Genomic DNA, 23,808 nt, shown 5'->3' on the forward strand with positions numbered 1-23,808 from the left:
AATAATAGATGTGAGTATATATGTAGTGATCGACATCTCTATCATCAACAGAAGAGAATCAGGGGAAGTTTTGTGTTCCCTTTGGTTCTCTTTTGTTGTTAATGTATAGATTGTATCTTTACCCTAATTATGAATATTTAACAGTTTGATTAATTCGATGATTTCTTCATCGTTACTTGGATCAATGTACACTTGCTCTGTATTTCCAATAATATCTTCGGTTATTTTTCGCATCGTGCCTTCATCTAGATCATCAGAGGAATCCCAACGTAAAGGAACATTGTATACGTTAATCGTGCCATCGCCATTACCACTATAAGTTACTGACCCATCAACTAAACGGGCACCTGCTAATTGGATAACATCTTCTGGATAGCTAGCACTTGTGTCATCATTAGGATTAATAGGTTCGCCAGCTGGAATATGTCGAACATTCAATTCATCTAGCTCTTGATTTGGTCCAAGTTGCAACCAAACTCGAGCATACTCTATTTGTTCACTAGAATATGAAGATAGTGTCTCTTTATTATCTTGTGCATTTGAGGCATTATCTTCAGACGTGGTACCATCCGAATCATTAACAGTTTCTTCTGAAGGGGTGTCATCTACATCCTCAGTTTCTGACTCCTCTACTTCATTTGTTGATGTACTTTTGTCTGTTTCGGTGGTATCTTTTTCTGTTGATTCTAAAACTGAACTATTTTCTGAAGAATCAGTTGAGGATTCTTCGTTGGTATTACTAGCACATCCTACTAGCATTAATAAAGCAACATTTAAACTAAGGATTATTGTTAGTTTTTTCATTTGTTAATCGTTCCTTTCATTATTGCAAAACCGATTAAAGTTCCGTAAATCATCCACTCCAAAAATTTTGTGAGCTAATTGAATCCTTCATTTTATTCATCAGAACCCTCTACTTTTCCTGTTAATTTTGTGTTTTCCTCAAAGTGAATCTCAGGTTTATTATAATCTACTTTAGGATAATATGCATTTCTTTTATTGATGCTTCCTCCTTCTGGGGGAACCACCTATGTCATTGTTCTTTCTACACCATTTAAATATTTGATACTCATGAAACTCTCATTTTCTTCTCAGTATTTTATCAGAATAAATTGGTAGCATATAAATATAACAACAAGACAGGAGAGGAAGAGGAAAATGAAAAAGCTATTGATGATTACTAGTGTTCTTACAATTATACTTACGGCTTGTGGTAGCCAACAACCTGAAGTTCAGATTTCAAAAGAAGAAAGTAAGGAAGAGACAGCAAATGATGAATTACCAGAGTACCACATACTCAACCAACATATTGATCTGACAACTCTAGAGAAAACAACAGTCGAAGATAATTCAGAGAAAAGAGTACTTATATTTGAGACAGAGACAGGAAAACAAGAATACAAGAGTGTTTATATCAAGGAAAAAAGCAGACTAAAACTCATTCATTTTGGCGAAGAAGGTGTCCTTTTTAATCAACAAATTTGAAACGTTACTAAATGAAATTTAATAAGCTTTCTTCATTAACTCATCGATTTCTTTATTTAACTTCTTTTTTAATTCGCCATGTGTTTCATGAGAGTATTTGTCTTCAGGATTACGCCATTTTTCACTAGAGTATTGCCAAACCGGATAAGGAATTCGTTCTTCTGGTTCCCAATTATAGCGTGGGAACACATGTGCATGTAGATAAGCGTCTGTATTCCCGTAAATGGAATAATTAATTCTTCTAGGTTCACATACTTTTATAATGGCTTCTCCAATCAAACTCATATCTAATAAGTAGTCACTTCGTTGTTTAAAATCAAGTTCTTCTAGTGAGTCATACATTTTTAATGGTAAAAGCACACAATACCCTGGTAGAAATTGAGTATCGCCAATGGCAGCAAAACCACTTCTCATTTTGGTAATAATCATTGGATTTTCCCCACGGTGCGCAGATTCTATTCTATCTTTTTTCCACTCTTCATTTATGGTCATATTGTATCTCTCCCTTAAGATAAAATAAAGATAATCGATTGAATTGCCAACACCTTGATGTGGCTGTTGGCAGGATAATTGATGTCAACTGTCATAACCATGGTGCTAGTAAAAAGCAAGGTTGCAGAATGAAGTTTTATTTATTTTCTAAATCTTCTATTCGCTTTTCTAAATGCTCTATCCTTTTCATTAATTCACTATTGGCGCTTTTCATTCGACTAGGTATCAATTTAATTAATGAAATAAAGAATAAGAATAAGACGACAGCACCTAGAAAATATCCAATGATGATTTCCATCGGAAACACCTCTTTCCTTTTTTTAACTGTTTATCTTGATGATTCTCGCTATTTTTCTTTTTTGCGTAATATAGACCAAAATATAATGATTACTATAAGTGTATAGTAGCCCGTGTAATCCTTTGGAATAGAGAATAATAGGATTGTAGCAATTATAAAAAATGGTGGTATTAGTATCCAATATCGCTTATTTTTAAAGTGTTTAATTACGATTCCCTTCTGTATACGTGGCCCACTAATCTTTATCACTATCAAAGACTATTTCTAATACGGCAAGCAGTAATGCGACGATGATCTCTGCTTTCAAGGACAATGTAATACTCCTCATCAATTCATCCACCGTAAACAGGACTAGCCAGTTTGATAGGAATTCAAAACTGAACCGAATAAATCCTATCTTGATCTTTCCTGTCATATTACGGACAGTCAACTTGAAGAAAGCTTTGAAAAACAATTCGACAATTACTCCTAGAACGAAGAAGCTGACAACAAAGCCAAGCAGCGACCAGATGGAATGATACTGAACACCGAGAAGCTCGAAAAGTCCTGCAAGCCCAAAGAAAAAGACTCCTATTATGAAGCCGACTACAAGGAAAATGAGAAGTGCTATTGCAAAAACGGTTATTATTTTTTCTTTTTTATTCATATCTCGAAATGAATCATTATTATGTTGTGGCATAGGTTGTTGCTCCTTCTCTATCTCTAGGGACTCTTAATAGTTTCATTTAAAGACCAAGCAAGCAGTACATTCACCCTCTGCGATTCCTGCTTATACCTACTCCTCTAGAAGAGAACTTGCTTTTCTTTGGAGTTGCTTTTGATTCTGCTCTTGATAAGAGTTTAGATTTAAGGCTAAGTTTTTCAAATGAATACTTTTGTTATATTTTAACATAAAGCTAGATTTTCTTCAGTCAGTGTTTAAGAACAATGATCCTTTAACTTTTCGATACTTTGAACAGGAATTTAACAATTTATGTCGAATATTCTAGAAATAAAGGATGTGATTTCGATTATTATTAAAAAACGACAGGAACCTGAAAGTATTTTGATGTTGAAACGTGGACTGAAACGAATCAGTAAACAAAGGCGTGACATGGAGTTGGAACTTCGCAATATCAAGCAAGGCTATCATGCTGAATGCGAACTTGATTTTTACTTGGAACGAATCGGAATTAACTCAAACGATGTAATTGTTCTTCAAGACCTCCGCCTCCCCGCTGCAGATCGGCATTCCTTTTTTCAAATGGATAACCTTCTCCTTACCTCATACTTTGCGGTCAACATTGATGTAAAAAGCCAACCTGGTAAATTCACCTTTCAAAACAACGCGCGAAACTTCCAATACTATTTGCATGGAAAAAAATACGGGATGACGCATCCTATATCACAGGTAGACGAGCAGCGTGATCAACTTCGATTCTGGCTCGGTGCTGGGTGGGAGAATTATCCGATCGTCAATCTAGTAGCTTTAGCAGATCCAAATGCAGAGATAGCGACGGATTCGAGTAGCGATTGGGTATATGAGTGTGTTATGCCATTTGCGTTATTGAAGGATTCATTTAAGCGTGCTACTAAGCAGTATACGCAATCCTTTTTTCAATTAAGTGAGCTGACGCGTATTGGTTATCAGTTAGCGCAGGCACATTGTAAACCTGAGTTGCATTATTGGAAAAGATTCGGAATTGAACTTGGAGATGTCGAGAGCGGGGTGCTTTGCCCTTTTTGCGGTAAGTTGGCGATGGATCGATTGCGGGTCATATGGGATTGCCCTCATTGCGGTGGACGAGATCGTCGCGCACATGTCATGAGCATATTCGATCATTTTGTATTTGTAAAACCGACGATGACGAATCAAGAATGCAGGGAGTTTTTGCATGTGGAAAAGGAACATACTGCTAGGGCTTTAATGACAAACGCTGGGATATTAGATTGGAATGGAAGTAATAGAGGTCGAGTGTATGTTTTGAAGAAGTGATATTCTTTATCAAAGGAACAAGGCGGGCTCTTCCTTGGATTAGTGCTCCGCTTCCTTGGATTTCTGCTTCTGTTCCTTGGATATAAGCATTTATCCAAGGAAGGGAAAGCTTTTTCCAAGGAAGGGAAGCCATTATCCAAGGAGCGAGGAGTTCTGTTCCTTGGATTAATGGTCCGCTTCCTTGGATATCACCGATTATCCAAGGAACAGAATATTCATCATGAAAGTGAAAGTCATAATGACCTCCGCTCAAGTGCCGACCTCTATCTATTTTTCTATTAAAAACCCTTGAACCTTAATTTGATAACATTGTTCTAACACAAGCAAAATAATTGCTAAAAAAGTTAATTTATGCTATAATTTACAAATATTATTTTAATGCTATAATAAGATTCTCCTGGCCAGGGGAATCTTATTTTTTTTATATAGGAGGAAGATGCTATGAAGCAAAATGAGTCAAGTCTAACTTCCTTAGTATCGGCTTTTGGTCGCGCGCATCACCATAGATACGACACACCTAAAATTTTCGATGATTTTATTGCGAACGATCTAATTTCCGAAGACGAATTTTCAGCTATTAGTAAGAATATGATTAACGGAATCCAGTTTTTTAACAAAGACATTGGGCAGCGTTTTAAAGATAATCCAGAAGAAATTTTGAAATGGATAACACAAGTACAGCTTTCTCCAACCCCCTTAGCACGTGCAGCATATTGCGAGAAAGTATTACTTCATGAAGTTGAGTTAGGTTCAAAACAGTATGTCATACTTGGAGCGGGGTTAGACACTTTTGCTTTTAGGCATCCAGAATTGACCGACAGCTTTATTTACCAACGTTCCTCCAGGCAGCTCTATTGTTTTTGATTATGCAGATGAAAAACTCTTTGAAGAAAAGGGCATTTCTAATCGAGTTGAAAATATGGTTAAAATGGCTGCGGCAAGTGGAGAACCAATGAAGTCGGGTTTTACTTATGCAGAAGTCGAGAATCTATTAGAAAAATCAGGTTTGCAAATTTATGAACATTTATCACCAACTAATATAAATGAGCTTTTCTTTGGAAATAGGACGGATTATTTAACTGCCTTCGAGACCATTCATTTTATCCATGCTGTAAAGCAATAAAAGTCTGTAGGTAATGGCTGTTCACGAACAGAACACACTAAAATGACCTCCGCTCAAGCGAAGGTCTTTTTCTTTACCCTTTTACCGATCCAGCTAGTAAACCGCGGACAAAGTATTTCCCTAGTAAAATATAAACTAGTAATGTCGGCATAGCGGCGAGGAGTGCGCCTGCCATTTGGACGTTCCATTGCACGATTTGGCTTCCAGACAGGTTTTGTAGTGCTACCATGACTGGCTGCGCATTGTTGTTGGTGATCGTTACGGCGAAAAGGAATTCATTCCAGATGTTAGTGAATTGCCAGATCGCAACGACAACGAATCCGGTGATCGAAAGTGGCAGGATGACTCTGCGAAAGATGCCGAGGAAGCTTGCGCCGTCCACTTGTGCTGCTTCAATCATCGAATCAGGAATGTTCGCATAGAAATTGCGGAACATTAAGGTTGTAATTGGTAATCCGTATACAACGTGAGTGAAAATAAGTCCTGCAATCGAGTTGTATAAACCAACTTTATTTAGAAATTGGATTAATGGAATCAGAATGCTTTGGTAGGGAATAAACATTCCGAATAGAATCATCGTGAATACGACTTCGGATCCTTTGAATCTCCATTTTGATAGGACATATCCATTCATTGCCCCTAGTATGGCTGATAGTAATGTAGCTGGGATGACCAAATAGAGACTGTTCATTAAGTTTGGTGCGAGCTCCGAGAATGCGTGCGTATAACTGGAAAAGTCAATCGCTGATGGCAATGCCCACATTTCGGATAAAGATACCTCCTCCAGTGGTTTGAAACTGGTGATCAGCATGACATAGACTGGAGTCAGGAAAAAGAGAGCAATCGCGATTAGTACGGTATATTTGACTATTCTTCTCACTACCATCATGATGCCCCCCTTCTGCTGTTAATCAAGTATGGCACGATAAATACGGCAACGAGTAGCAACATAATGATGGCAATTGCTGCACCGTTTGCGTAATAGTTACCGCGGAATGTCGTCTCAAACATGTAGACACCTGGCACGTCGGTAACGAAATTGGCACCCGAACCTGTCATCGCATAGATCAGATCGAATATTTTTAAAGAAATGTGTGCCATGATAATGACCACACTCATCGTAATTGGTGTTAACATTGGTAAAATCACCTTGCGATAAATTTGCAGTTCGGATGCACCATCAATTCGTGCCGCTTCCCTGAGCTCATCTGGAATTCCAGTAAGTCCTGCGACATACATCGCAAGTGAGAATCCTGTCATTTGCCATACAGCTGCAATAACAACTGCAATCATGGCGACAGGTAAACCGAATTCAATACTTCCCCACTGGAATCCCGCCAAAATATTGGTATCGGTATACCATTTCGGTTGGATGCCGAATACTTGTAAAAATTGATTGAAACCAGTAGATGGATTCAGTAGCCATTGCCAAACGACACCAGTTACCACAAAGGATAGTGCCATTGGGAATAAAAAGATATTGCGGAATAGTGCATTTGCCTTTTTCGTTTGATCAAGCAAAATCGCTAAGCCTAAACCTAGGATAATAACAAATCCAATAAAAAGGATCGTAAAAAAGACGGTATTACGTAAATCTGCTTGGAAACGATAATCTCCAAATAGATAGATATAGTTTTTCAAACCAGCGAATGACATATCGGGCATCAGGGTATTCCAGTTACTTAAGGAAACCCAGCCAGTCCAACCAATAAACCCATATACGAATATGACAATGAGCAAAAAGGATGGGGTTAAGAACAATAGTGCCATCAGCTGATCTCTGGTAATTTTCATTGCGATTGTCCTCCCATCTGAAGTAATTTCTATATAATTTGATATGTTGTTTACTTGTGATTGATTGCTTATTTTTAATGAGATGAAGTTTTTCTTGCAACTTTTCCTCTTTATTTGCAACTTCGCTCTTTGTTTTTACTACCTTAAAAGGGAAGGCTCGCACAGGGCGAGCCACCAATCTTAAAGATCTCCTGCTATTTGTTGTAATTTCTCAATGAATTGATCTACATTTTGTTGGGTTACGAAGATGTTTACTTCTTGATTTGCTTTGGTTAAATATCCCTCTGATGCTGCTGAACCGTGCGCCAAGCTTGGTGCTAAGTTACTATTTTGGAAATCTTCCATTGTGTCTGTACCGTATTCATCATATTTTGATGCATCGGCATCAACACGTGCTGGTATCGAACCTTTTAATGGATTGAATGCATCTTGACCTTCTACTGAACCAAGCACATTCAGGAATTCTTTAACCGTATCTGGATCTTCTACACCTTTAGGTAAACCAAATGTATCGGTGATAACCATGAAGTCCTCGGTTGTACCAGGGAATGCAAAGTAACCAAAGTCAACATTTGTTTCTAAGTTCAAGTCGTTTGAGAAGTAACCTTTTGCCCAGTCACCCATGTTGGTCATGGCAGCTTCTCCTTCACCTACAAGCTGAGAAGCGTCTTGCCAGTTACGGGAAGCATGATCTTCGTTAACGTAACCTATTATTGTTTCGAAGTATTCAGCCGCTTCACGAACGCGATCGTCGTCAAAGCCTACTTCTCCTTCCCACAATGCGCGATAATCATCTGGACCAAGTGTTGCTAGTAGTAAGTTTTCAAAAATTTGTGTTGCTGTCCATGCTTCTTTATCACCCATAGCAAGTGGTGTGACACCTGCTTCATCAAGTTGTGCTAATACATCGACGAATTCCTCTAAAGTAGTCGGCACTTCAATACCGTGCTCCTCAAATACTTCCATGTTGTAGAACATTACATTTCCACGGTGAATGTTTACTGGTACAGAATAGATATTTCCGTCTTTACTTACCATATCAATTAATTCTTCCGGGAATTTATCCATTAAATCATATTCTTCATAGAAATCATTTAACGGTTCCATCTTGTCTGCTGCAACCCAGCTCTCATTTAGCTCCGCTCCACCGTGTACTTGGAAAGTAGATGGTGGATCATTACCTTGCATTCTGGTAGCTAGAACTGCTTTTGCGTTAGTACCTGCACCACCTGCTACTGCTGCATTTTCAACTTCAATATCTGGATGTTTTTCTTCGAATAAATCAATGAGTGCAAGTAATCCATCTTCTTCCCCTGCACCAGTCCACCAACTGAAGATTTCTACAGAACCACCGTCGCCCGACGATTCAGCCTCCTCTTCTTCTGCTGCATCATCTGTTGTATCCTCTGTTTGATCGTCCGTGCTGCCTGTATCATCTGTCGTCTCATCATCTCCACCACATGCCACTAAGGCAATCATGAATATGAACATAATCAGAAACGCTAAACTCTTTTTTAACATGTTTCTACCCCCTTGGATTAATATAAGCGCTTTCAGCTATAATTATATAGAGAAAACGCTTACGATCTGACACTATTTTTCTGTATTATATTACGAAAATCTGTATTATTTTACGATTTGGCTCTGATATTGCTTCGGAGAGAGCCCTACATGTTTCTTGAAAACACGACTGAAATAGTTCGGATCTTTATAACCTATTTCATAACTAATCTCCTTCAATGTCGCATTGTTTGTCTGCAGGAGTTCTTTCGCTTTCTTGATGCGGATTTCTGTTAAGTAATCAATAAACGTACTGCCTGTTGCTTCATGAAATAGATTGGATACATAATTAGTGCTTAAATCGGTATAGGACGAGACATCGACAAGATTGATTTGTTTGTGATAGTTATTTTCAATAAATTGTTTGGCTTTGACAATTTTATCTTGTGATTGGAAATAATGTTTGATTTCTTTACATACTAGTTGAATTAATTCTTTCCAGTCTTCCGTTGTGACTATTTCTTCCGGTGTCGTGTCAAGTTTAATCCCTTTATCTTCCGCAAGTTGCTTGATTTGCACGAATAATTCCACATTTGCATGCGGTGCGATCACATCGAATAAAACCCAGACTTTTTCTTCTTCACCGTCACGGATTGCTTCCAATAATCTATTGGTTGGAATCTCTTCTGATTGATTGGTTGCTGCAAATCCGTATTGCTTTTGTTTTGCCTTCAATAGCTGCCTTAGTGCTTTCTTTGCTTCATAGTAAGACGTAGTGAGGTCTTCCACTTTATCATACGGATGACCTGCACCGATATAATGGTCATCACCAAGTGTTAATTGCAGACTGCGAATTTGTTTTAACACATCAGCATTGTCTAATCTTTCGTTGGATACATACAAGGCGATGTTATCTTGGGTGATATAGTCATCTGATAACGTGAGTGGCTTATTGGCCATGATGAAATAACCGCTTTGCATATCTGGACAGAGACTTTGTTGGAGAGGATGTGCATCTTCTCCCTGGATCACTTTCGTGAGAAAAAGGGCACGCCGATTTTCAAGCATTTGCTTATCTTGTTCCAACTCGCTTTTGACATTTAAGATGGCACGAATGATTTCTTCCTTCTTACTCGGTTTGAGAATGTATTCTCGCACCCCTAGTTTCATCGCTTGTTTGGCATATTCAAATGTATCATAGGCAGTTACCATAATAAATTTCGTTAGGGGAAACGCTTGGCAAATTGACTCCATCGCTTCTAACCCATTGATGCCTGGCATCTTAATATCCATTAATATAATATCCGGCTGGATGCTTTCCGCTACTTCAATCGCTTTACGGCCATTAACCGCTTCTTCAACCTGTTCAATATCAGAAAAGTGTTCCTCTAGAAATTTGCGCATTGCTTTTCTCTCTAAAAATTCATCTTCTGCAATCACTACTTTCACGCTAGTACCCCCAATTCTTGCTGTTGTTTGTCTGGTAAATATATTCGGATGATCGTTCCCTTACCTAATCTAGTATCGATTTCTAGAACATCATCTGTTTGATAGAACATTTGCAGTCGTTTGATGACATTGACTAATCCTATCCCTGTCATATGACCAACATGTTGTTCATTTTCTGTGGTTGATTGGATTAATTGTCTTCGTTTCTCTTCTGCCATGCCGACACCATTATCAGCAACTTCCACCATAACCCCGCTATGATGCGTTTTAACATGAATCGAAATTTTCCCGCCTTCCTCTAATGATTCCAAACCATGGATAAAGGCATTTTCGACAAGTGGTTGCAGCGTTAATCTTGGCAGTGGCAAATCACCATCTTCTGGTAACTGATCGATATCAAATTCGATTCGCTCCATAAAGCGCATTTTTTGAATCGCTACATAATCTTCCACCATTTTCAGTTCTTCTTTTAAGGTGGTTGTTTTCTTTAAATCGCCAAGGCTGTGTCTCATCATCGATGCTAAGGAGTCAATCAAGTTGGACGTTGATTTTGCGTCTTCTAAATACGCCATTTTCGATACAGTGTTTAAGGTATTAAATAAGAAATGTGGCTGAATTTGATTTTGTAAATGCTTGAGCTCTAGTTCCTTCATCAATCGCTCTTGTTCGGATTGATCTTTAATCTCTTTAATTAAATTACGGATACTTTCCCGCATTTTGTTAAAAGAGTCGCCTAACAGCTTCAGCTCCACTGGTGACTGAATTTGGACTGATTTGCCATCGAATTTTCCAACTGATACTTCTTTCGCTGCTTGAGATAATGCTTGAACCGGTCGATGGATTCCTCTGGAAAATCGAACCGTTATAAACGCACCGAGTAAAATCGATGTAATTAATAAATAGAGTGTAAAATATTTAAAGGCTTCATTGCGCTCACGAATGTCCGCATACAAGGATTGGTATTCTGTCAGTGACCCATCTAATAATTCCAAGGTTGATTCCTGAATATACGATGACGTTTGATCGACTTCTTTCACATGCATTGAATAGCGTTCCATATCATCACGGAGTACAAATCCGGTCGTTAAATCGGTCTGGTAACGGAGAGCATCGATTAAGTTGATATAATTTTTATAGTGAATCGAGTTCGTCTCTTGCATAATCGGTGCTGTTCTTTCATGGAAATTTTCTCTTGCTTCATAATAGGCTTCTAAGTCTTGTTCCTCTCCACTTAAAACATATGCTTTTGTCTTGTCAGATAGATCCTGAGCTGATTGGGAAATCGAATTCAGGTTTAGTAATGTTTCAAATTCCTGATGGTATTGCTGCATTAACTGCGTCGAACTGACATAAATCGAAATCGTGACAATATTAAATAAAATAATAATTCCAGCAAAGATCAGCGTTAATTTCGATTGAATCGTCCGACCGTTCAGTAATTTTTTTATTCGCATCTTTACTCACCTTCTTTCAAAAATACCTCACCATTCATCAGGTCTTCTTTCATGATCACACCTGTTTTGGTATGGTGTATTTGCTCGGGTTGATCATTTTGATAGAGTTGATACATTTCCTCGACTGCCTTCTTCCCCATTTCCTCCGGGTATTGGGCAATCGTTGCCTGGATCTTGTCGTCTTCTATTAAGGACAGTGTTTCTGGGAGAATATCAAATGCCAGCACATATGGACTTGTTGTCGGCTGAAATTCACTTATTGCTTGCACGATTCCCATTCCATCTAAAGCACTGATGCCAAAAATAGCGGTTATATCGGATCGACTTTTTAATAATTGATAGGTGGCATCTGCTGCACCTAATTCGGTAATATTCGATTCGGCTACTGCGACCAACTCAATTCGCTTCTCTTGGCTGATCGCTTCTTCAAACCCTTCTAAACGCTCCATTTGATTCTGGGCATCTTTTAATCCGATGATGGTAACAACTTTTTGCTCTCCTTCTGTTTCTTCGATCAGTGTCTTTCCTGCGAGATAACCCGCTTCGAAATTATCTGTTCCCACATAAAAATCACGACCACTTGTTTCATTATCGGTGTCAATTGTTGCAACCGGGATATTGTGTTCCTTCGCTTTTTGGACAAGCTGACGAAATCTCGGATCACTCATCCCTTTGGTAATAATGGCATCAACATTGGCAGCAATCATGCGGTCCAATGTGTCGAGACGTTCATCGGTATCTGTTACTTTTGGGCCTACATATTCTAAATAAATGTTATGCTGTTCCGCTGCTTGCTTCGCACCTTTTTCAATGAAACGCCAATAATTATTCCCGACTTCTTCGGTTACAAGTGCGAAATGATAATCATACATCTGCTCAGATGCAGCTTGCTGATCGATATAAAACGTTTCTTTGCCATAATAAAGCATAAGACTAAATGGGATGAGAAAAAGAATGGTAAAGAAGATTTTTCGTAACACAGTAAACACCTTCTTCTTGAAATTGAGATATCTTTTCTTTTGATTAAATTGTAAGCGTTTTTTCTGAACTTGTCTATGTTGTCGGGGAGATACTCCTCATTATCTCGTGAAACATGGAAAAGAAGCTTGAGAGAACTCAAGCTTCTTGATCTGCCATCCATTCGAACAGGCCTGGTACTTCATCATTATAGACATAGATCCATGACCAGTGACCATTATATTCATATGGGGTACCGTCTTCATTGGTATAAATCCCTGACGTGTCAAACACTCCATCGAATAAGGTCATGTGGACGTCGGCTCCTTCCACTTCCGACATTCTTTCATAAGTTGGAATCGTATTTTCTGTTGGATCTAATGTTGGGTCATTTTCTGCGGTAATGAACCATGTAGGTGTCTTTGCTAAATCCGTAATATCTTGGTCCGAAATGATAGAATCATTTAAACCCTCACATACTGGGAAAGCAGCTGCAAAATATTCTGGGTAGTCTCTTGTCATCACAAGAGTCATATAACCACCGTTAGAAGCACCACCGATATAAATACGGTCGGTATCAATATCATCATGTTCCGCTACGAACTCTTCAATGAGCTCCATAAGTGGTTCTGTATAGATAGAAGTCCCATCTGCACCACCAGATTCACCGTGCATCCATCTCGTTGGCGCTTGTGGTACTAATACATATGCACCGTCATAATAATCTTGAACCGAATCAGACGCAAAACTTACTGCTTTATTTGCTGATAGCGGGATCGTAGGATCTGTTCCACCTTCCCCACCACCGTGTAACCAAATAACCAGCGGATTATCTTGCTTATCTTTTTCAGGTGTGTAGCTAGCATAGGACATGTCAACTCCTGCAAATGTGCCGCTGTTCATGTCAAAATCTTCAACAGCCTTTTTTGTATCGCCTTTAAAAGTGGTAATTTCTAAATCTGTTAGTTCTCCATATGGTGTCTCTATTGCCTGTTGTTGAGTAAAGGTATAATCGGTTTCGATCCACTCATTCAAGCCCATATAATTCATCGGTGCACCTAATGTTTGATCAGGACCGATTGCTAATTCAAGGACAGCATATTTCCCCATTTCTTTGGCTGGATTGCCGTTCTTATCCGCTACATATGCATTGGTTACGTCACGATTTCCTTCTTCTAAAAGTGACTCTGCCAATCTGTTATCACTGCGCGTCACATGAACCGAAAATGTTTCTTCGTCTATTGAGTCGGTTGGTACAGGTTTTCTTAGTTCGACGATCACCTGTGTAATCGCTGGTCCCCAATCCTGGATTTCTGTAATCGTATAGTATCCGTTTGATTCTTTGGCAGAAACAGGAAAACTGAATCCGATCGTCAGTACAATCATACTACAAAAAATAATTATCTTTTTTAGCATCGTTTAACCTCCTTTTTGTTGTTTACGATCTTATATTAAGTTGTAAACGGATACATTTACCCCTCAAAAAATAGCATAAGTTTATGATTTTATGGACAATTTTAAGAATAAGACAAGGGTTTGGGCAGGATTTACCATTAAATAGGTCGATGGTAGGGGTTGTTCATTGCAGAAAAACTGTTACATTACAGTCTAATTATATTTAAAATAGGGAATCTTATTAAAAACTAGGGTTTAGGAGGGAATGAATATGCCAAAAAAATTTAATAAAGAAAATGTTACGATTGGATCGAATGATGCGATTCGAGGCAAGCCATCATTTGATATTGATCGTGTTTTCAATGTTAAAGAAACAAAACAATCTGAAGAGAAAAAACTTTGACACAATATTATCGGTTTCATATATAAGACACCTCTTCTAGTCATACGTTGAGGTGTTTTTTCCTGCGCTCTACTTTATAATCAGTCAACCAAATATTAGGTTGAGAAGTACTATTTAAACAAGTATCAATCCTTCCAGGTTCTAAGTAAAAATGGAGAGGAACTTGAAGGATCTCCTATCATCAAAGATACATTAAATGTAAAGTATGGAGAAACCTATGAAATAGCATTTGTTGCAGACAATCCCGGAAACTGGTTATTCCACTGTCATGATTTACATTATGCTTCAAATGGAATGGTGAGTATGGTTAAGTATCATCATTTTGAAGAGTTTTATACTGGTACAGGTCGGGTGGATAACCAACCTGAATAGATAATTTAAGAGACCAGGACAAAGCATTAATAATACCGAATTTAAAAATCAAATCCTTCCTTGGATATCTCGCGCTCTTCCTTGGATATATTCATTTATCTAAGGGAGAATTACATCTTTCCAAGGAACAAAAATACTTATCCAAGGAAAAGAACACAAATCAAATATACCAAGCTCTTCTTTTATGTGTTCAAAACCGAATCGATCTACAAATCGATAAAACTTCTCCCTCTTCTTATCATTTTGTCGATAAATAATAACTCTTCATTTAAAGCGTTACTTAAGCTTTTAATAATTTCGCATTAATTGCTACAATAACTGTACTTAAACTCATAAGAACCGCTCCCACTGCCGGGCTTAATACAATCCCAAGTGGAGCTAAAACACCTGCTGCTAATGGAATAGCGAAAATGTTATACCCTGTTGCCCACCAGAGATTTTGAACCATTTTACGATATGTTTTTTTCGATAGTTCCATTAAATCTACAACATCTTTTGGATTACTTCGAACAAGAACAACATCCGCTGTTTCCATTGCTACATCTGTTCCAGCACCGATTGCAATCCCTAAATCAGCTGTTGCCAAGGCAGGTGCATCATTTACACCATCTCCTGTCATAGCAACCTTCCACCCTTTTTCTTCTTTTATTTTCTTCACCTGGTTCGCCTTATCATCTGGTAAAACTTCTGCATATACTTCATCGATATCTAATTGTTTTGCTACCCAGTTAGCCACTTTTTGATTGTCTCCTGTTAGCATGATCGAACGTACTCCATTTTCTTTTAAGGATGTAATTGCCTCCTTTGCTGTTTCGCGGACCATGTCTGCTAGTGCAATCATCCCGGTCAATTCGTCTTCAAGTAGTACAAATACGACGGTCTTCCCTTCCTCTGACATTTCATTAAACAACTGCTGATCGTAACTTAAATGATGATTTTTTACATAGCCTGGACTGACAACATTTACTTTCTTGCCGTTTACTTTGCCCTGAATACCTTTACCAGTTATAGATTCAAAATCTGTTACTTTACCTAACTTAACCTTTCTTTCCTCAGAAAATTTAACAATTCCTGTTGCTATTGGGTGTTCAGAATTTTGCTCTAAGCTTGCTGCAAAACTTAAAATCTCATCCTCGTTGTAGCTTTCGCTAGGTACAATATTAGTTACACCAAACTCTCCTTTGGTCAGCGTACCAGTTTTATCAAAAACAACAGCATTCAGATTACGTGCCCCCTCAAAGTTAGCACGGTTCCGAATTAATAATCCTTTTTTAGCAGAAATCGCTGTAGAAACTGCTATAACAAGTGGTGCTGCCAGTCCCAAGGCATGTGGACATGTAATAACCATTACTGTAACCATTCGTTCAATCGCAACATCCAAAGAATGACCAAGCAGCATCCAAATAAATAGGGTGGCAAATCCAGCAACTAAAGCAAGGTAAAATAACCATTTGGCCGCGCGGTTCGTTAAATCCTGGGTTCTGGATTTTGATTCCTGCGCTTCTTTCACCATGGTAATAACCTGTGATAAATAAGATTCTTCCCCAGTTTTTTCTACTTGTATCGTAAGTGAACCTTCATTATTAACTGAGCCGCCGATTACTTCATCCCCTTCAAACTTTTCGACTGGTACGGATTCACCTGTAAGCATCGATTCATCTATAGCTGATTTTCCATCCATGATTGTTCCATCAACAGGGATCTTTTCACCTGGTTTTACAAGAACCCGATCATTATTTTTTAACTCCGTTAAAGGAACATCCTTCACTTCATCGTTGTCATCTAAGCGATGTGCTTCATTTGGCATGAGTTTCACCAGTTGCTCAAGTGCATTAGATGCACCCATTACGGATCGCATTTCAATCCAGTGACCTAATAGCATGATGTCGACCAATGTAGCTAATTCCCAGAAAAGCTGATTACCTACCCAGCCAAATACAACCATGGTGCTGTATCCATATGCAATGGTAATAGCAAGAGCAATTAACATCATCATCCCTGGGTTCTTGTCTTTTAATTCTCTTATTCCACCTATTATAAATGGCCAGCCACCATAAAAGAATACTACCGATGATAAGGCGAATAAAATATACATATCACCTGTAAAGCGCCAATCCACTCCCATGAAATCTTGAATCATAGGTGATAAAGCGAGAATTGGGATAGTAATAATTAAGGAAATAAAGAATTTCTTCTTAAAATCCGCCACCATATTTCCATGATCATGGTGACCATGTCCTCCGTGACTGCCGTGATCATGGCCGTGACTCTTATGTTTATCATGCACATGATCATGCTCATCGTGTTCTTCGTGATTATGTACATGGCTATGATGGCCATGGTGCTGGTGTTTATGATGTTCATGTTTATGATGTTCATGTTTTTCATGCTCATGTTTTGCCATAAATATCACTCCTTCTACATATACTCTACCCTGGTATTTTAATTACAAACCAAACAACATTCCTTTTTAGAAGAATTTTAAAAAAGCTATAGAGTGTTTATAGGTGAAACTAGCTCTATAGCTTAATCCTTCATTATTCAATTGCTGACAGTTCATCTTCGGTTACCCATTTATGATTAGTAACCTCTTCACCGGTAGTAGTCAGTGCAAAATCAACCATGTAAACAGTGGTTTCTTTAGCTGAATCAATTTCGGCTGTTGCGCCATCCATACCTTCCATATGATCAGCATTAATAGTTGCTTCATCTCCAGGCTCTAAAGGTTCTTCTCCAGCATCTTCTAATTCTTCATGGATGACCCATTTGTGATCTGTAACTCTTTCACCACCATTTGTTGGAGTGTAAGACACCGTATACACCGTTGTATCATATGCACCAACAATCGTTGCCTCGGCACCACTCATACCTTCCATATGGTCCGCTTCTATGATTGCTTGACTGCCTACTTCATATGTAGGATTTTCCGCTTCCTCTAAATCTTCTGGAACCTCCCCGGACCCTGACATATTCATATCTGAATGGTCCATTTCATCATGTGATTCAGATTCTGTCTCCATTTCTTCTTCTGTGTCTGCGCCTTCAGGATTTGTTTCTTCAGTGTCTTCACTACAAGCAGATAGAACCATTACAGCTAATAGAGAAAGCAGGGTAATTTTAAATTTACTCATTAGATATCCCTCCTCAATTTATTTGAGTATACAATACCCTATATAATGGCTGATTATGTGCAGAATATTATATATGTTGGAAAAAAACTTTTTTCGCTATTTAATTTTACGGTAAAAGTAACCAATAACCATTAATATCAAGGATGACACTACAAATAGTTGACCTAAAGAAGTATAATTCAGTTGCACCCCATCTTGACTTTCTATATTCTCATTATCAGAAACATTAGGAAGCTTGTCCTCTTTTGAATCCATTTTTTTTAATTTAAATGAATGGATAACTTCCTCATCTTCATTGACGATAACCAATTCACCATTTGTAGTTACTTGTTTATCGATTTCATTATTTAAAGGTTGAGTATACGCTAATTTTTCAGGTGTAGTATATTTATCTCCTTCTAGAGTAAAGGAAGTATCTTCAGCAATGTAAGATGTTTTGTAATGATCGAATCCATAGTTTAAGAGATTAATAGTATCCTCATATGCCCCATTGCTATCATTGCTTTTCAAGGTAATGACGATTAAACTTAAGTCCTCATTCTCTGCTGTTGTGGTAAGTGTATAACCAGATTCGTGAACAAAACCATTTTTTCCGCCTGTAATATTCTCATAAGGAATTTCTCCCTTCAGTAATTTGTGATGAGTAATAAGTGTAGTATCCCACGCCTTTCCATCCCACTCCATTTCTTTTGTACCGAATATTTCTGCAAAAGTTTCGTTTTTCATAGCATATTTTGTTACTTTTGCTAGATCTTCAGCCGTTGTAACATGTTCAGGATCAAATAAACCGTGTGGATTCTTTAAATGAGTATGCTCAACACCAATCACATTTTCGAGATAATCATTTATATCTTCCGAGAATTGCTCTTCACTCCCACTTACATACTCAGCAATTGCTACTCCAGCATCATTACCAGAATTAATTAATAAACCTTTAATTAATTTTTCTAGCCGGACTTTTTCACCTTTCTCTAAGAAAACAGTTGTACCTTCTATATTTTTAGCACTTGCATTACTACTAATAGTCACCATATCATTTAGATCCGCATTTTCTATTGCGTAAATTGCAGTAATAATCTTAGTAAGGCTTGCAGGATACATTTGGGAGGCGGCATTTTTCTTATAGAGAATTTGTCCAGATTCTGCTTCCATTATTATCGCCGCTTCACTTTCAATGCTGGGTAAAGTATTCGATTCAGCACTAACAGTTGGAAGAAAAATAGTATTAATCACAATTAATGTAGTTAAAAATAGTACACACCTTCTCATTTCTACTCTCCTATTAGAAATACTTATGATATTCTATTATAACTAGAAAATATGAAGAAAGAATGCAAATTTATCATTTGTAATAGTAGCTTAAAATAGTAGTAAAACTGTAAAAACACTGTATTTATTTGCCAATCCCACCTGGTTTCATTCACAGCTTTAATATTTACCCTGCGAGAACAAAAGAAGATCATTTCAACATCGTAGTAGCAAGAGAACTGATAAACTAAAATGGCGACCTTCTTGTGGAAGAATCGCCATTTATCGTTATCTTATATTTATATTTGATACAAGCGGGCTATACGATATTACACCAATCCCCTCTTGCGCATGTTTGGTTGTTCTCCAAGAAATGATATAAATCAGGGGAGGAAGAAGTTAGCTTGAGGGTTCAAAGAAAAAGCCTACCTAGAGAGAATTTACACCTTTAGCGAGCCACGGAATCCCCTCGCACCATAGTAGGATTCTGCTCCATTGTGGTACACAAAGACAGTATCATAGCGACGATCACAAAATAGAGCTCCACCTAGTTTTCTAATATTTGCAGGTGTTTGGACCCAGCTTGATGTTTTTTTATCGAAATCTTCCAGTTTCTGCAATTCGCGGTATTGTTCTTCTGTTAAGAGTTCTATGCCCATAGCGGTTGCCATATCCATAGCGCTATTTTCTGGTTTGTGTTTTTTCCTGGACTCTAGCGCTTCCCTGTCATAACAAACACTTCTACGGCCTTTAGGGCTTTCTGCTGAACAATCATAAAAAATGTATTCCTCGTTGTTGTTATCATATCCGACAACATCCGGTTCACCGCCAGTTCGTTCCATTTCATAGAGCGACCATAGTTTTTCAACATTAGCTTCCAACTTTGCTTGAACGTTAGGCCATTCAAGTTCCTTATGGCGGTTCATGTTTTCTTCAAAGCGTTCTTTTAATGCTTCGAGTAATGCTTCACGTTGTTCTAGTGATAACTCCTCATTTCTCTTTGTCATATTGGTTTGCTCCTCTTATTGTTTTTACTAATCATAGTTTACTGCACTTACTTGAATAATAATATAGGGTGAAGCTCCTTTTTTGAAGAAAAGCACCTATTAATGAACTTTCAGAAGCACACCGTTAAGAGGAAGTGCACTCGTTTGTACTATTTTTCCTTTTTTAATATTTCCTGAAGTTTTTTTACCTATTCAGTTTGAACTAGACTATTATGTTAACAGCATGAGTCAGATCTCATCATCACTCCAAATTTGATGGACATATAGTACGTTATTTTGCATCATAACGCCCATTTATCGATGTTGGCGGACATATAATTCCTTATTTAACGACTTTAGATAAAAATTAGCCTTATTTTCAATGAATAACGGAATAGATGTCCAACGAACCTCGTTAAAACAGCATTTTTTTCACAAATAGAGGAACATATGTCCGTTCCCTATATACAAACAAAGTTAGCAAGACCAAATCCTATACGATTTGGTCTCCTTTTTTGGATATTTTTCTCAGGCTCTAAATTCACCTTCCATAACCGTTTCTGTTAGCGGACGACGATCGGAAGGTAATTCACGTTCTTGGAATTTTTCTTCTAATTTTTCTTTTTCATCTTGGTAGCCTATTGCTACGACTGCATGGATTTCATATTGCTCTGGAATGTTTAATACTTCACGAGCTTTATCTTTATAAAATCCACCCATTGCGTGTGTGATGAGTCCTTTTTGCATTGCCTGTAAAGCTAAATAACCCCAAGCTGTACCAGTATCAAACGCATGTGCCCCTCCGGCTTCGGTGTCAGAGATCACTAACGCAAATGCTGGAACCGTCGTACACCATGCTAGGTTTCCGTCCATAATAAAAGAATGGAATTTCTTGCGGTCTTCCTCTGTTCTCGCAAGGATAAAGCGCCATGGCTGTTTATTCATAGCAGATGGTGCCCAGCGTGATGCTTCAAAAACAGTCTTCAATGTTTCTTCATCCACCTCTTGTTCTGAAAAAGATCGAGGTGACCAGCGGTTTAAAAACATCTCATCAATTGGATAATCCGCTGTACGATAGTCATTTATATTAATATTTTTCATCAGTATATTCCCCCTTCAACCACACATTATATGCTAAATTGGAAAATATCTCAAAAATCACGATTCTGGGCGAATATCATACCTTATAGTAATGACAACCTTAAAGGAGAAAGCATCATGAAAAGCTTCTTTTATTTTTGCTTTATTATGATCATTGGGTTCAGTCTATTTGTTGTTTTCTTACTATTTATTGCGCCCTTGATCGGTTTAAAAACATTTGTTATTTTGGTGATTTTGTTAATTCTTGGCTTCTTTATTGAATTTATTTGTAAATAATTTGAATATTTTTGAAAAATATATGGAATTTTCATGATTCTATAGTATTATATATATTATACTATATTTTTATAAGAAAGTGATGTGAAGACAGTGTATGATAAAGGGAAACTAGTTCGTAAATACAGGAAGGAACACAATTGGACCCAGGGAAAATTGGCTAAAGAAGTAGATACAAGCGCCTCCACGATTTGCAAACTTGAATTAGGTAAATATATTCCACCAGAAAATCTAATGGCGAACATCCAAAAAGTTCTCCATATTAAAGAACTTGCCCATCAAGAATATTACCCACTCATCACCCAATTAACCTCTTGGCAACAAAGCATCATCCAAAGGAATTATGCTACTGCAAGTAAATACTACAATGAACTCAAAAAATTTCCCATAACTTATTTTTACAATCAAAGAGGTTTATTATCATTGTGTAATTTTCAACATGCACTTATTTTTTACCGTCCAGATGTCGCATCTAAATACTTAGAGGATGTCAAGAAGCATGCTGATACACTTTCCCCTGTGAATACCTATCCCTACATAAAAGCGATCGGTTTGTATTATTTGTTACTAGATCATTTAAACGATGCATTTACTTATTTTAATGATGCGACACAAATAAATCCTGACATGTTTGAAAAAGATGGTGAAATCCATCTGTATTATGCGCTTGCCTATGATAAAATTGGACAAAACTTAGATGCCACTAGCCATGCCTCCACTGCATTATCGATATTCCAGTCAAAATTGAACCAGCCCAATATTCTGCTATCTCGCATCATTAAGATTAAAAACGCCCTATACAGATACAAACAACCGATCCAAGAAATTATCCAAGAATTACATAGCATTCTTGATAATTATACAAGTATCCATAAAAATTACATCTATTATGTATTAGGTATCGCTTACCTGCAAAATAGTGATTTTGAAAGCGCATTAAAATATAGCAAAAAAGCCATGCATCATGAAAAATCACCATCAGTAAAAGTCATCTATATCTTTTTTATTGCTTATATTTACGCGTTGCTTGAAGATGTAAAGATGGCCTTAACAATTATTGAAGGTGGAAATTCGATTAACAAAGGAAAAAAATATGAGTATTATTTTTATTTATTAAAAGGGATTATTCAAGGAACACACGGATCTGAAGTTTATCGTCAAAAAATATCAGAAGAAATTATACCCTATTTCCAGATGAAAGGGAATTTGCTTGAAGAAAATTATTGCCATGCGATACTTGGGAAGGTTTATTATTGCATGGGATTTTATAAAGAAGCTGCCAATCATTTTTATATTTACCCTGGTAATTCATACATTTCAGAGTTACTGAGCAAATATCCGCAAAAGTAAATATTCCCACACATTTTTTTGGAATGTTGAATCAGAATATGCATATAGGAGGTGTGTGAGATGGCGAAAGATGTTAAATGTGAGGTAAATAACTGTAAATTCTGGGCTGATGGCAATAGATGCCATGCTGATACCATCTATGTTGTCAGCCATACCGGAAAAAGTGCTGCCAATGAGAAAGAAACAGATTGCCAAACATTCGAACCGACCGTCTAACAGCCTTCTTTAATGGCCTCAGCTAACTATGGGGGTTAGCTGAGGTTAATCATTTGCTAGCGCATTTTCTCTGGTAAAGCAACAATGGACTCAATTAATGTATTGAGCTTTGTTTCGATGCGGTGTAACAAATAGAATGTCACCGCAACAGGAAAACCGAGATCGGTAATTAACGATATCCATGCTTGCTCCATGTGATTAACTCCTCTCCTTTTAGTAGTTGTATTTTGTTCGGACGATTTCAGCGTGCTTTCTCCTTATAACGTGATTAAATGAAAAGGAGAGCTGGTCTGCTCTCCTTTTTACTGCATTAGATTTCAATTTCACTGACATTTCGTTCAACGATGCGGGCACTTTTCTTCGCTACTAAATCTCCCCCTGAAGAAAAGAAGGCATTTTCACTAAGGATGGCATCCATTGCTTCGCTTACTGCAACCGGATCAACAGGTTCTACTGGATTATCCAATGAGAAAGTAACTGTTTTCCCCTCTTCATTTTCGAATTTCAATTCGATCTTCTTCATCACTTACACCTCCCTATTTCATTTGATTTTGAATTAATCCTCTGTGATTAATTCTGTGTCATTACGTTTCACCGAATATAAGACAAGTTGTTGTAATGGGACAAGCGTTTCTGTAACCGCTAGAAGCTGATCTGCTGTCGCATCTATCTTCACGTTGTTAAAAGACTTTGTCTTATAAATCTGATCCCCAGAGATTGGGTCCGTTCCATCTTCGAATGTTAACTGTAGTCTGGAGTCAATTCTTTCTGCTAAAGCCATATGTGCCACCTCCCTTCACCTC

The 23,808-nt window shown here is 37.7% G+C and carries 25 protein-coding genes and 2 pseudogenes; 8 read left to right on the forward strand and 19 right to left on the reverse strand.

Annotated elements, in window-relative coordinates; translation table 11 throughout:
* Nucleotides 1–123: 123 nt before the first annotated feature.
* The gene (locus tag GI584_RS20510; protein ID WP_153792451.1) at nucleotides 124–804 is read right to left on the reverse strand and encodes a hypothetical protein; all 681 of its coding nucleotides are present in this window, start codon (nucleotides 802–804) and stop codon (nucleotides 124–126) included.
* A 354-nt stretch (nucleotides 805–1,158) separates the two neighbouring features.
* On the opposite strand from GI584_RS20510, the gene GI584_RS20515 reads away from it, so the two are divergent.
* Complete coding sequence (locus tag GI584_RS20515) at nucleotides 1,159–1,485, forward strand: hypothetical protein (protein ID WP_153792452.1); 327 nt, start codon at nucleotides 1,159–1,161, stop codon at nucleotides 1,483–1,485.
* An 18-nt stretch (nucleotides 1,486–1,503) separates the two neighbouring features.
* Here GI584_RS20515 and GI584_RS20520 read toward each other — a convergent pair whose 3' ends face one another.
* From GI584_RS20520 to GI584_RS20525, 3 genes are all read right to left on the reverse strand, one after another.
* The gene (locus GI584_RS20520; RefSeq protein WP_153792453.1) at nucleotides 1,504–1,977 is read right to left on the reverse strand and encodes an HIT family protein; all 474 of its coding nucleotides are present in this window, start codon (nucleotides 1,975–1,977) and stop codon (nucleotides 1,504–1,506) included.
* Between the two features lie 136 nt (nucleotides 1,978–2,113).
* On the reverse strand, nucleotides 2,114–2,275 hold the full coding sequence (locus GI584_RS23885) for a hypothetical protein (RefSeq protein ID WP_194842063.1): 162 nt from the start codon (nucleotides 2,273–2,275) through the stop codon (nucleotides 2,114–2,116).
* 235 nt (nucleotides 2,276–2,510) lie between these two features.
* Nucleotides 2,511–2,954 (reverse strand): YrvL family regulatory protein, encoded by a 444-nt coding sequence (locus GI584_RS20525; RefSeq protein WP_153792454.1) that lies wholly within the window; start codon nucleotides 2,952–2,954, stop codon nucleotides 2,511–2,513.
* 294 nt (nucleotides 2,955–3,248) lie between these two features.
* Between GI584_RS20525 and GI584_RS20530 the strand changes: the two genes are divergently transcribed.
* Nucleotides 3,249–4,250, forward strand: a complete 1,002-nt coding sequence (locus GI584_RS20530) for an NERD domain-containing protein (RefSeq protein WP_153792455.1) — start codon at nucleotides 3,249–3,251, stop codon at nucleotides 4,248–4,250.
* Between the two features lie 441 nt (nucleotides 4,251–4,691).
* Nucleotides 4,692–5,373 (forward strand): annotated as a pseudogene (locus GI584_RS20535) (class I SAM-dependent methyltransferase).
* Between the two features lie 73 nt (nucleotides 5,374–5,446).
* Here the strand turns inward: GI584_RS20535 and GI584_RS20540 are convergent.
* The 7 genes from GI584_RS20540 to GI584_RS20570 form a co-directional block, all read right to left on the reverse strand.
* Complete coding sequence (locus GI584_RS20540) at nucleotides 5,447–6,259, reverse strand: carbohydrate ABC transporter permease (RefSeq protein ID WP_153792456.1); 813 nt, start codon at nucleotides 6,257–6,259, stop codon at nucleotides 5,447–5,449.
* The gene (locus tag GI584_RS20545) at nucleotides 6,259–7,167 is read right to left on the reverse strand and encodes a carbohydrate ABC transporter permease (RefSeq protein ID WP_153792457.1); all 909 of its coding nucleotides are present in this window, start codon (nucleotides 7,165–7,167) and stop codon (nucleotides 6,259–6,261) included. Before GI584_RS20545 ends, GI584_RS20540 begins: the two co-directional genes overlap by 1 nt.
* A 180-nt stretch (nucleotides 7,168–7,347) precedes the next feature.
* Complete coding sequence (locus GI584_RS20550) at nucleotides 7,348–8,688, reverse strand: ABC transporter substrate-binding protein (protein WP_153792458.1); 1,341 nt, start codon at nucleotides 8,686–8,688, stop codon at nucleotides 7,348–7,350.
* A gap of 105 nt (nucleotides 8,689–8,793) precedes the next feature.
* Nucleotides 8,794–10,116, reverse strand: a complete 1,323-nt coding sequence (locus GI584_RS20555) for a response regulator (protein WP_153792459.1) — start codon at nucleotides 10,114–10,116, stop codon at nucleotides 8,794–8,796.
* Nucleotides 10,113–11,570: a sensor histidine kinase gene (locus tag GI584_RS20560; protein ID WP_100359021.1), complete on the reverse strand. Its 1,458-nt coding sequence runs from the start codon at nucleotides 11,568–11,570 to the stop codon at nucleotides 10,113–10,115. The genes GI584_RS20555 and GI584_RS20560 overlap by 4 nt, the downstream gene beginning before the upstream one ends.
* Nucleotides 11,571–11,572: 2 nt before the next feature.
* Complete coding sequence (locus GI584_RS20565) at nucleotides 11,573–12,550, reverse strand: substrate-binding domain-containing protein (RefSeq protein ID WP_153792460.1); 978 nt, start codon at nucleotides 12,548–12,550, stop codon at nucleotides 11,573–11,575.
* 136 nt (nucleotides 12,551–12,686) lie between these two features.
* Nucleotides 12,687–13,943 (reverse strand): prolyl oligopeptidase family serine peptidase, encoded by a 1,257-nt coding sequence (locus GI584_RS20570; RefSeq protein ID WP_153792461.1) that lies wholly within the window; start codon nucleotides 13,941–13,943, stop codon nucleotides 12,687–12,689.
* Nucleotides 13,944–14,193: 250 nt separating this feature from the next.
* Between GI584_RS20570 and GI584_RS24265 the strand changes: the two genes are divergently transcribed.
* Together GI584_RS24265 and GI584_RS20575 are read left to right on the forward strand one after the other, a co-directional pair.
* A complete protein-coding gene (locus GI584_RS24265) occupies nucleotides 14,194–14,325 on the forward strand; it encodes a hypothetical protein (RefSeq protein ID WP_267902830.1) in 132 nt (43 codons plus the stop codon).
* A 132-nt stretch (nucleotides 14,326–14,457) separates the two neighbouring features.
* Nucleotides 14,458–14,697: pseudogene (locus GI584_RS20575) on the forward strand (multicopper oxidase domain-containing protein); the annotation flags it as partial.
* Nucleotides 14,698–14,977: 280 nt separating this feature from the next.
* On the opposite strand, the gene GI584_RS20580 reads toward GI584_RS20575, so the two are convergent.
* The 5 genes from GI584_RS20580 to GI584_RS20600 all read right to left on the reverse strand — a co-directional run bounded on the left by GI584_RS20580 (nucleotide 14,978) and on the right by GI584_RS20600 (nucleotide 21,163).
* The gene (locus GI584_RS20580; RefSeq protein ID WP_153792462.1) at nucleotides 14,978–17,101 is read right to left on the reverse strand and encodes a heavy metal translocating P-type ATPase; all 2,124 of its coding nucleotides are present in this window, start codon (nucleotides 17,099–17,101) and stop codon (nucleotides 14,978–14,980) included.
* A 133-nt stretch (nucleotides 17,102–17,234) separates the two neighbouring features.
* A complete protein-coding gene (locus tag GI584_RS20585) occupies nucleotides 17,235–17,828 on the reverse strand; it encodes a YdhK family protein (RefSeq protein WP_153792463.1) in 594 nt (197 codons plus the stop codon).
* Nucleotides 17,829–17,924: 96 nt separating this feature from the next.
* Nucleotides 17,925–19,097, reverse strand: coding sequence for a D-alanyl-D-alanine carboxypeptidase family protein (locus GI584_RS20590; protein ID WP_153792464.1), 1,173 nt, complete (start codon nucleotides 19,095–19,097; stop codon nucleotides 17,925–17,927).
* A gap of 419 nt (nucleotides 19,098–19,516) precedes the next feature.
* Entirely contained in the window at nucleotides 19,517–20,083 is a 567-nt protein-coding gene (locus GI584_RS20595) for a DUF4256 domain-containing protein (protein WP_153792465.1), read from the reverse strand.
* 507 nt (nucleotides 20,084–20,590) lie between these two features.
* Entirely contained in the window at nucleotides 20,591–21,163 is a 573-nt protein-coding gene (locus GI584_RS20600) for a nitroreductase family protein (protein ID WP_100359014.1), read from the reverse strand.
* A gap of 117 nt (nucleotides 21,164–21,280) precedes the next feature.
* Here GI584_RS20600 and GI584_RS20605 point away from each other — a divergent pair, with 117 nt between their 5' ends.
* The 3 genes from GI584_RS20605 (at nucleotide 21,281) to GI584_RS20615 (ending at nucleotide 23,005) form a co-directional block, all read left to right on the forward strand.
* Nucleotides 21,281–21,439, forward strand: coding sequence for a hypothetical protein (locus GI584_RS20605; RefSeq protein WP_153792466.1), 159 nt, complete (start codon nucleotides 21,281–21,283; stop codon nucleotides 21,437–21,439).
* Nucleotides 21,440–21,523: 84 nt separating this feature from the next.
* Nucleotides 21,524–22,789, forward strand: a complete 1,266-nt coding sequence (locus tag GI584_RS20610) for a helix-turn-helix domain-containing protein (protein WP_153792467.1) — start codon at nucleotides 21,524–21,526, stop codon at nucleotides 22,787–22,789.
* A gap of 60 nt (nucleotides 22,790–22,849) precedes the next feature.
* A complete protein-coding gene (locus GI584_RS20615; RefSeq protein ID WP_100359012.1) occupies nucleotides 22,850–23,005 on the forward strand; it encodes a DUF1540 domain-containing protein in 156 nt (51 codons plus the stop codon).
* Between the two features lie 56 nt (nucleotides 23,006–23,061).
* Here the strand turns inward: GI584_RS20615 and GI584_RS20620 are convergent, their stop codons facing one another.
* The 3 genes from GI584_RS20620 to GI584_RS20630 all read right to left on the reverse strand — a co-directional run bounded on the left by GI584_RS20620 (nucleotide 23,062) and on the right by GI584_RS20630 (nucleotide 23,786).
* A complete protein-coding gene (locus tag GI584_RS20620) occupies nucleotides 23,062–23,199 on the reverse strand; it encodes a YvrJ family protein (RefSeq protein ID WP_100359011.1) in 138 nt (45 codons plus the stop codon).
* Nucleotides 23,200–23,315: 116 nt separating this feature from the next.
* Nucleotides 23,316–23,528 (reverse strand): DUF2922 domain-containing protein, encoded by a 213-nt coding sequence (locus GI584_RS20625; RefSeq protein WP_153792468.1) that lies wholly within the window; start codon nucleotides 23,526–23,528, stop codon nucleotides 23,316–23,318.
* Between the two features lie 33 nt (nucleotides 23,529–23,561).
* Nucleotides 23,562–23,786 carry a DUF1659 domain-containing protein gene (locus GI584_RS20630; protein ID WP_153792469.1) on the reverse strand — a complete coding sequence of 75 codons (225 nt, stop codon included), beginning with the start codon at nucleotides 23,784–23,786 and terminating at the stop codon, nucleotides 23,562–23,564.
* Nucleotides 23,787–23,808: the final 22 nt, after the last annotated feature.

It is taken from the genome of Gracilibacillus salitolerans (assembly GCF_009650095.1).
In the GTDB taxonomy this organism is placed as follows: Bacteria; Bacillota; Bacilli; order Bacillales; family Amphibacillaceae; genus Gracilibacillus; species Gracilibacillus salitolerans.

Excerpts from the sequence above, each read along its gene's own strand:
- GI584_RS20630 (WP_153792469.1), bottom strand. The coding sequence starts at position 23,786 with ATGGCTTTAGCAGAAAGAATTGACTCCAGACTACAGTTAACATTCGAA.
- GI584_RS20550 (WP_153792458.1), bottom strand. The coding sequence starts at position 8,688 with ATGTTAAAAAAGAGTTTAGCGTTTCTGATTATGTTCATATTCATGATT.
- GI584_RS20525 (WP_153792454.1), bottom strand. The coding sequence starts at position 2,954 with ATGCCACAACATAATAATGATTCATTTCGAGATATGAATAAAAAAGAA.
- GI584_RS20515 (WP_153792452.1), top strand. The coding sequence starts at position 1,159 with ATGAAAAAGCTATTGATGATTACTAGTGTTCTTACAATTATACTTACG.
- GI584_RS20570 (WP_153792461.1), bottom strand. The coding sequence starts at position 13,943 with ATGCTAAAAAAGATAATTATTTTTTGTAGTATGATTGTACTGACGATC.
- GI584_RS20510 (WP_153792451.1), bottom strand. The coding sequence starts at position 804 with ATGAAAAAACTAACAATAATCCTTAGTTTAAATGTTGCTTTATTAATG.
- GI584_RS20615 (WP_100359012.1), top strand. The coding sequence starts at position 22,850 with ATGGCGAAAGATGTTAAATGTGAGGTAAATAACTGTAAATTCTGGGCT.
- GI584_RS20520 (WP_153792453.1), bottom strand. The coding sequence starts at position 1,977 with ATGACCATAAATGAAGAGTGGAAAAAAGATAGAATAGAATCTGCGCAC.
- GI584_RS20585 (WP_153792463.1), bottom strand. The coding sequence starts at position 17,828 with ATGAGTAAATTTAAAATTACCCTGCTTTCTCTATTAGCTGTAATGGTT.
- GI584_RS20530 (WP_153792455.1), top strand. The coding sequence starts at position 3,249 with ATGTCGAATATTCTAGAAATAAAGGATGTGATTTCGATTATTATTAAA.
- GI584_RS20620 (WP_100359011.1), bottom strand. The coding sequence starts at position 23,199 with ATGGAGCAAGCATGGATATCGTTAATTACCGATCTCGGTTTTCCTGTT.
- GI584_RS20625 (WP_153792468.1), bottom strand. The coding sequence starts at position 23,528 with ATGAAGAAGATCGAATTGAAATTCGAAAATGAAGAGGGGAAAACAGTT.
- GI584_RS23885 (WP_194842063.1), bottom strand. The coding sequence starts at position 2,275 with ATGGAAATCATCATTGGATATTTTCTAGGTGCTGTCGTCTTATTCTTA.
- GI584_RS20595 (WP_153792465.1), bottom strand. The coding sequence starts at position 20,083 with ATGACAAAGAGAAATGAGGAGTTATCACTAGAACAACGTGAAGCATTA.
- GI584_RS20605 (WP_153792466.1), top strand. The coding sequence starts at position 21,281 with ATGAAAAGCTTCTTTTATTTTTGCTTTATTATGATCATTGGGTTCAGT.
- GI584_RS20580 (WP_153792462.1), bottom strand. The coding sequence starts at position 17,101 with ATGGCAAAACATGAGCATGAAAAACATGAACATCATAAACATGAACAT.
- GI584_RS24265 (WP_267902830.1), top strand. The coding sequence starts at position 14,194 with ATGCCAAAAAAATTTAATAAAGAAAATGTTACGATTGGATCGAATGAT.
- GI584_RS20590 (WP_153792464.1), bottom strand. The coding sequence starts at position 19,097 with ATGAGAAGGTGTGTACTATTTTTAACTACATTAATTGTGATTAATACT.
- GI584_RS20560 (WP_100359021.1), bottom strand. The coding sequence starts at position 11,570 with ATGCGAATAAAAAAATTACTGAACGGTCGGACGATTCAATCGAAATTA.
- GI584_RS20540 (WP_153792456.1), bottom strand. The coding sequence starts at position 6,259 with ATGGTAGTGAGAAGAATAGTCAAATATACCGTACTAATCGCGATTGCT.
- GI584_RS20545 (WP_153792457.1), bottom strand. The coding sequence starts at position 7,167 with ATGAAAATTACCAGAGATCAGCTGATGGCACTATTGTTCTTAACCCCA.
- GI584_RS20600 (WP_100359014.1), bottom strand. The coding sequence starts at position 21,163 with ATGAAAAATATTAATATAAATGACTATCGTACAGCGGATTATCCAATT.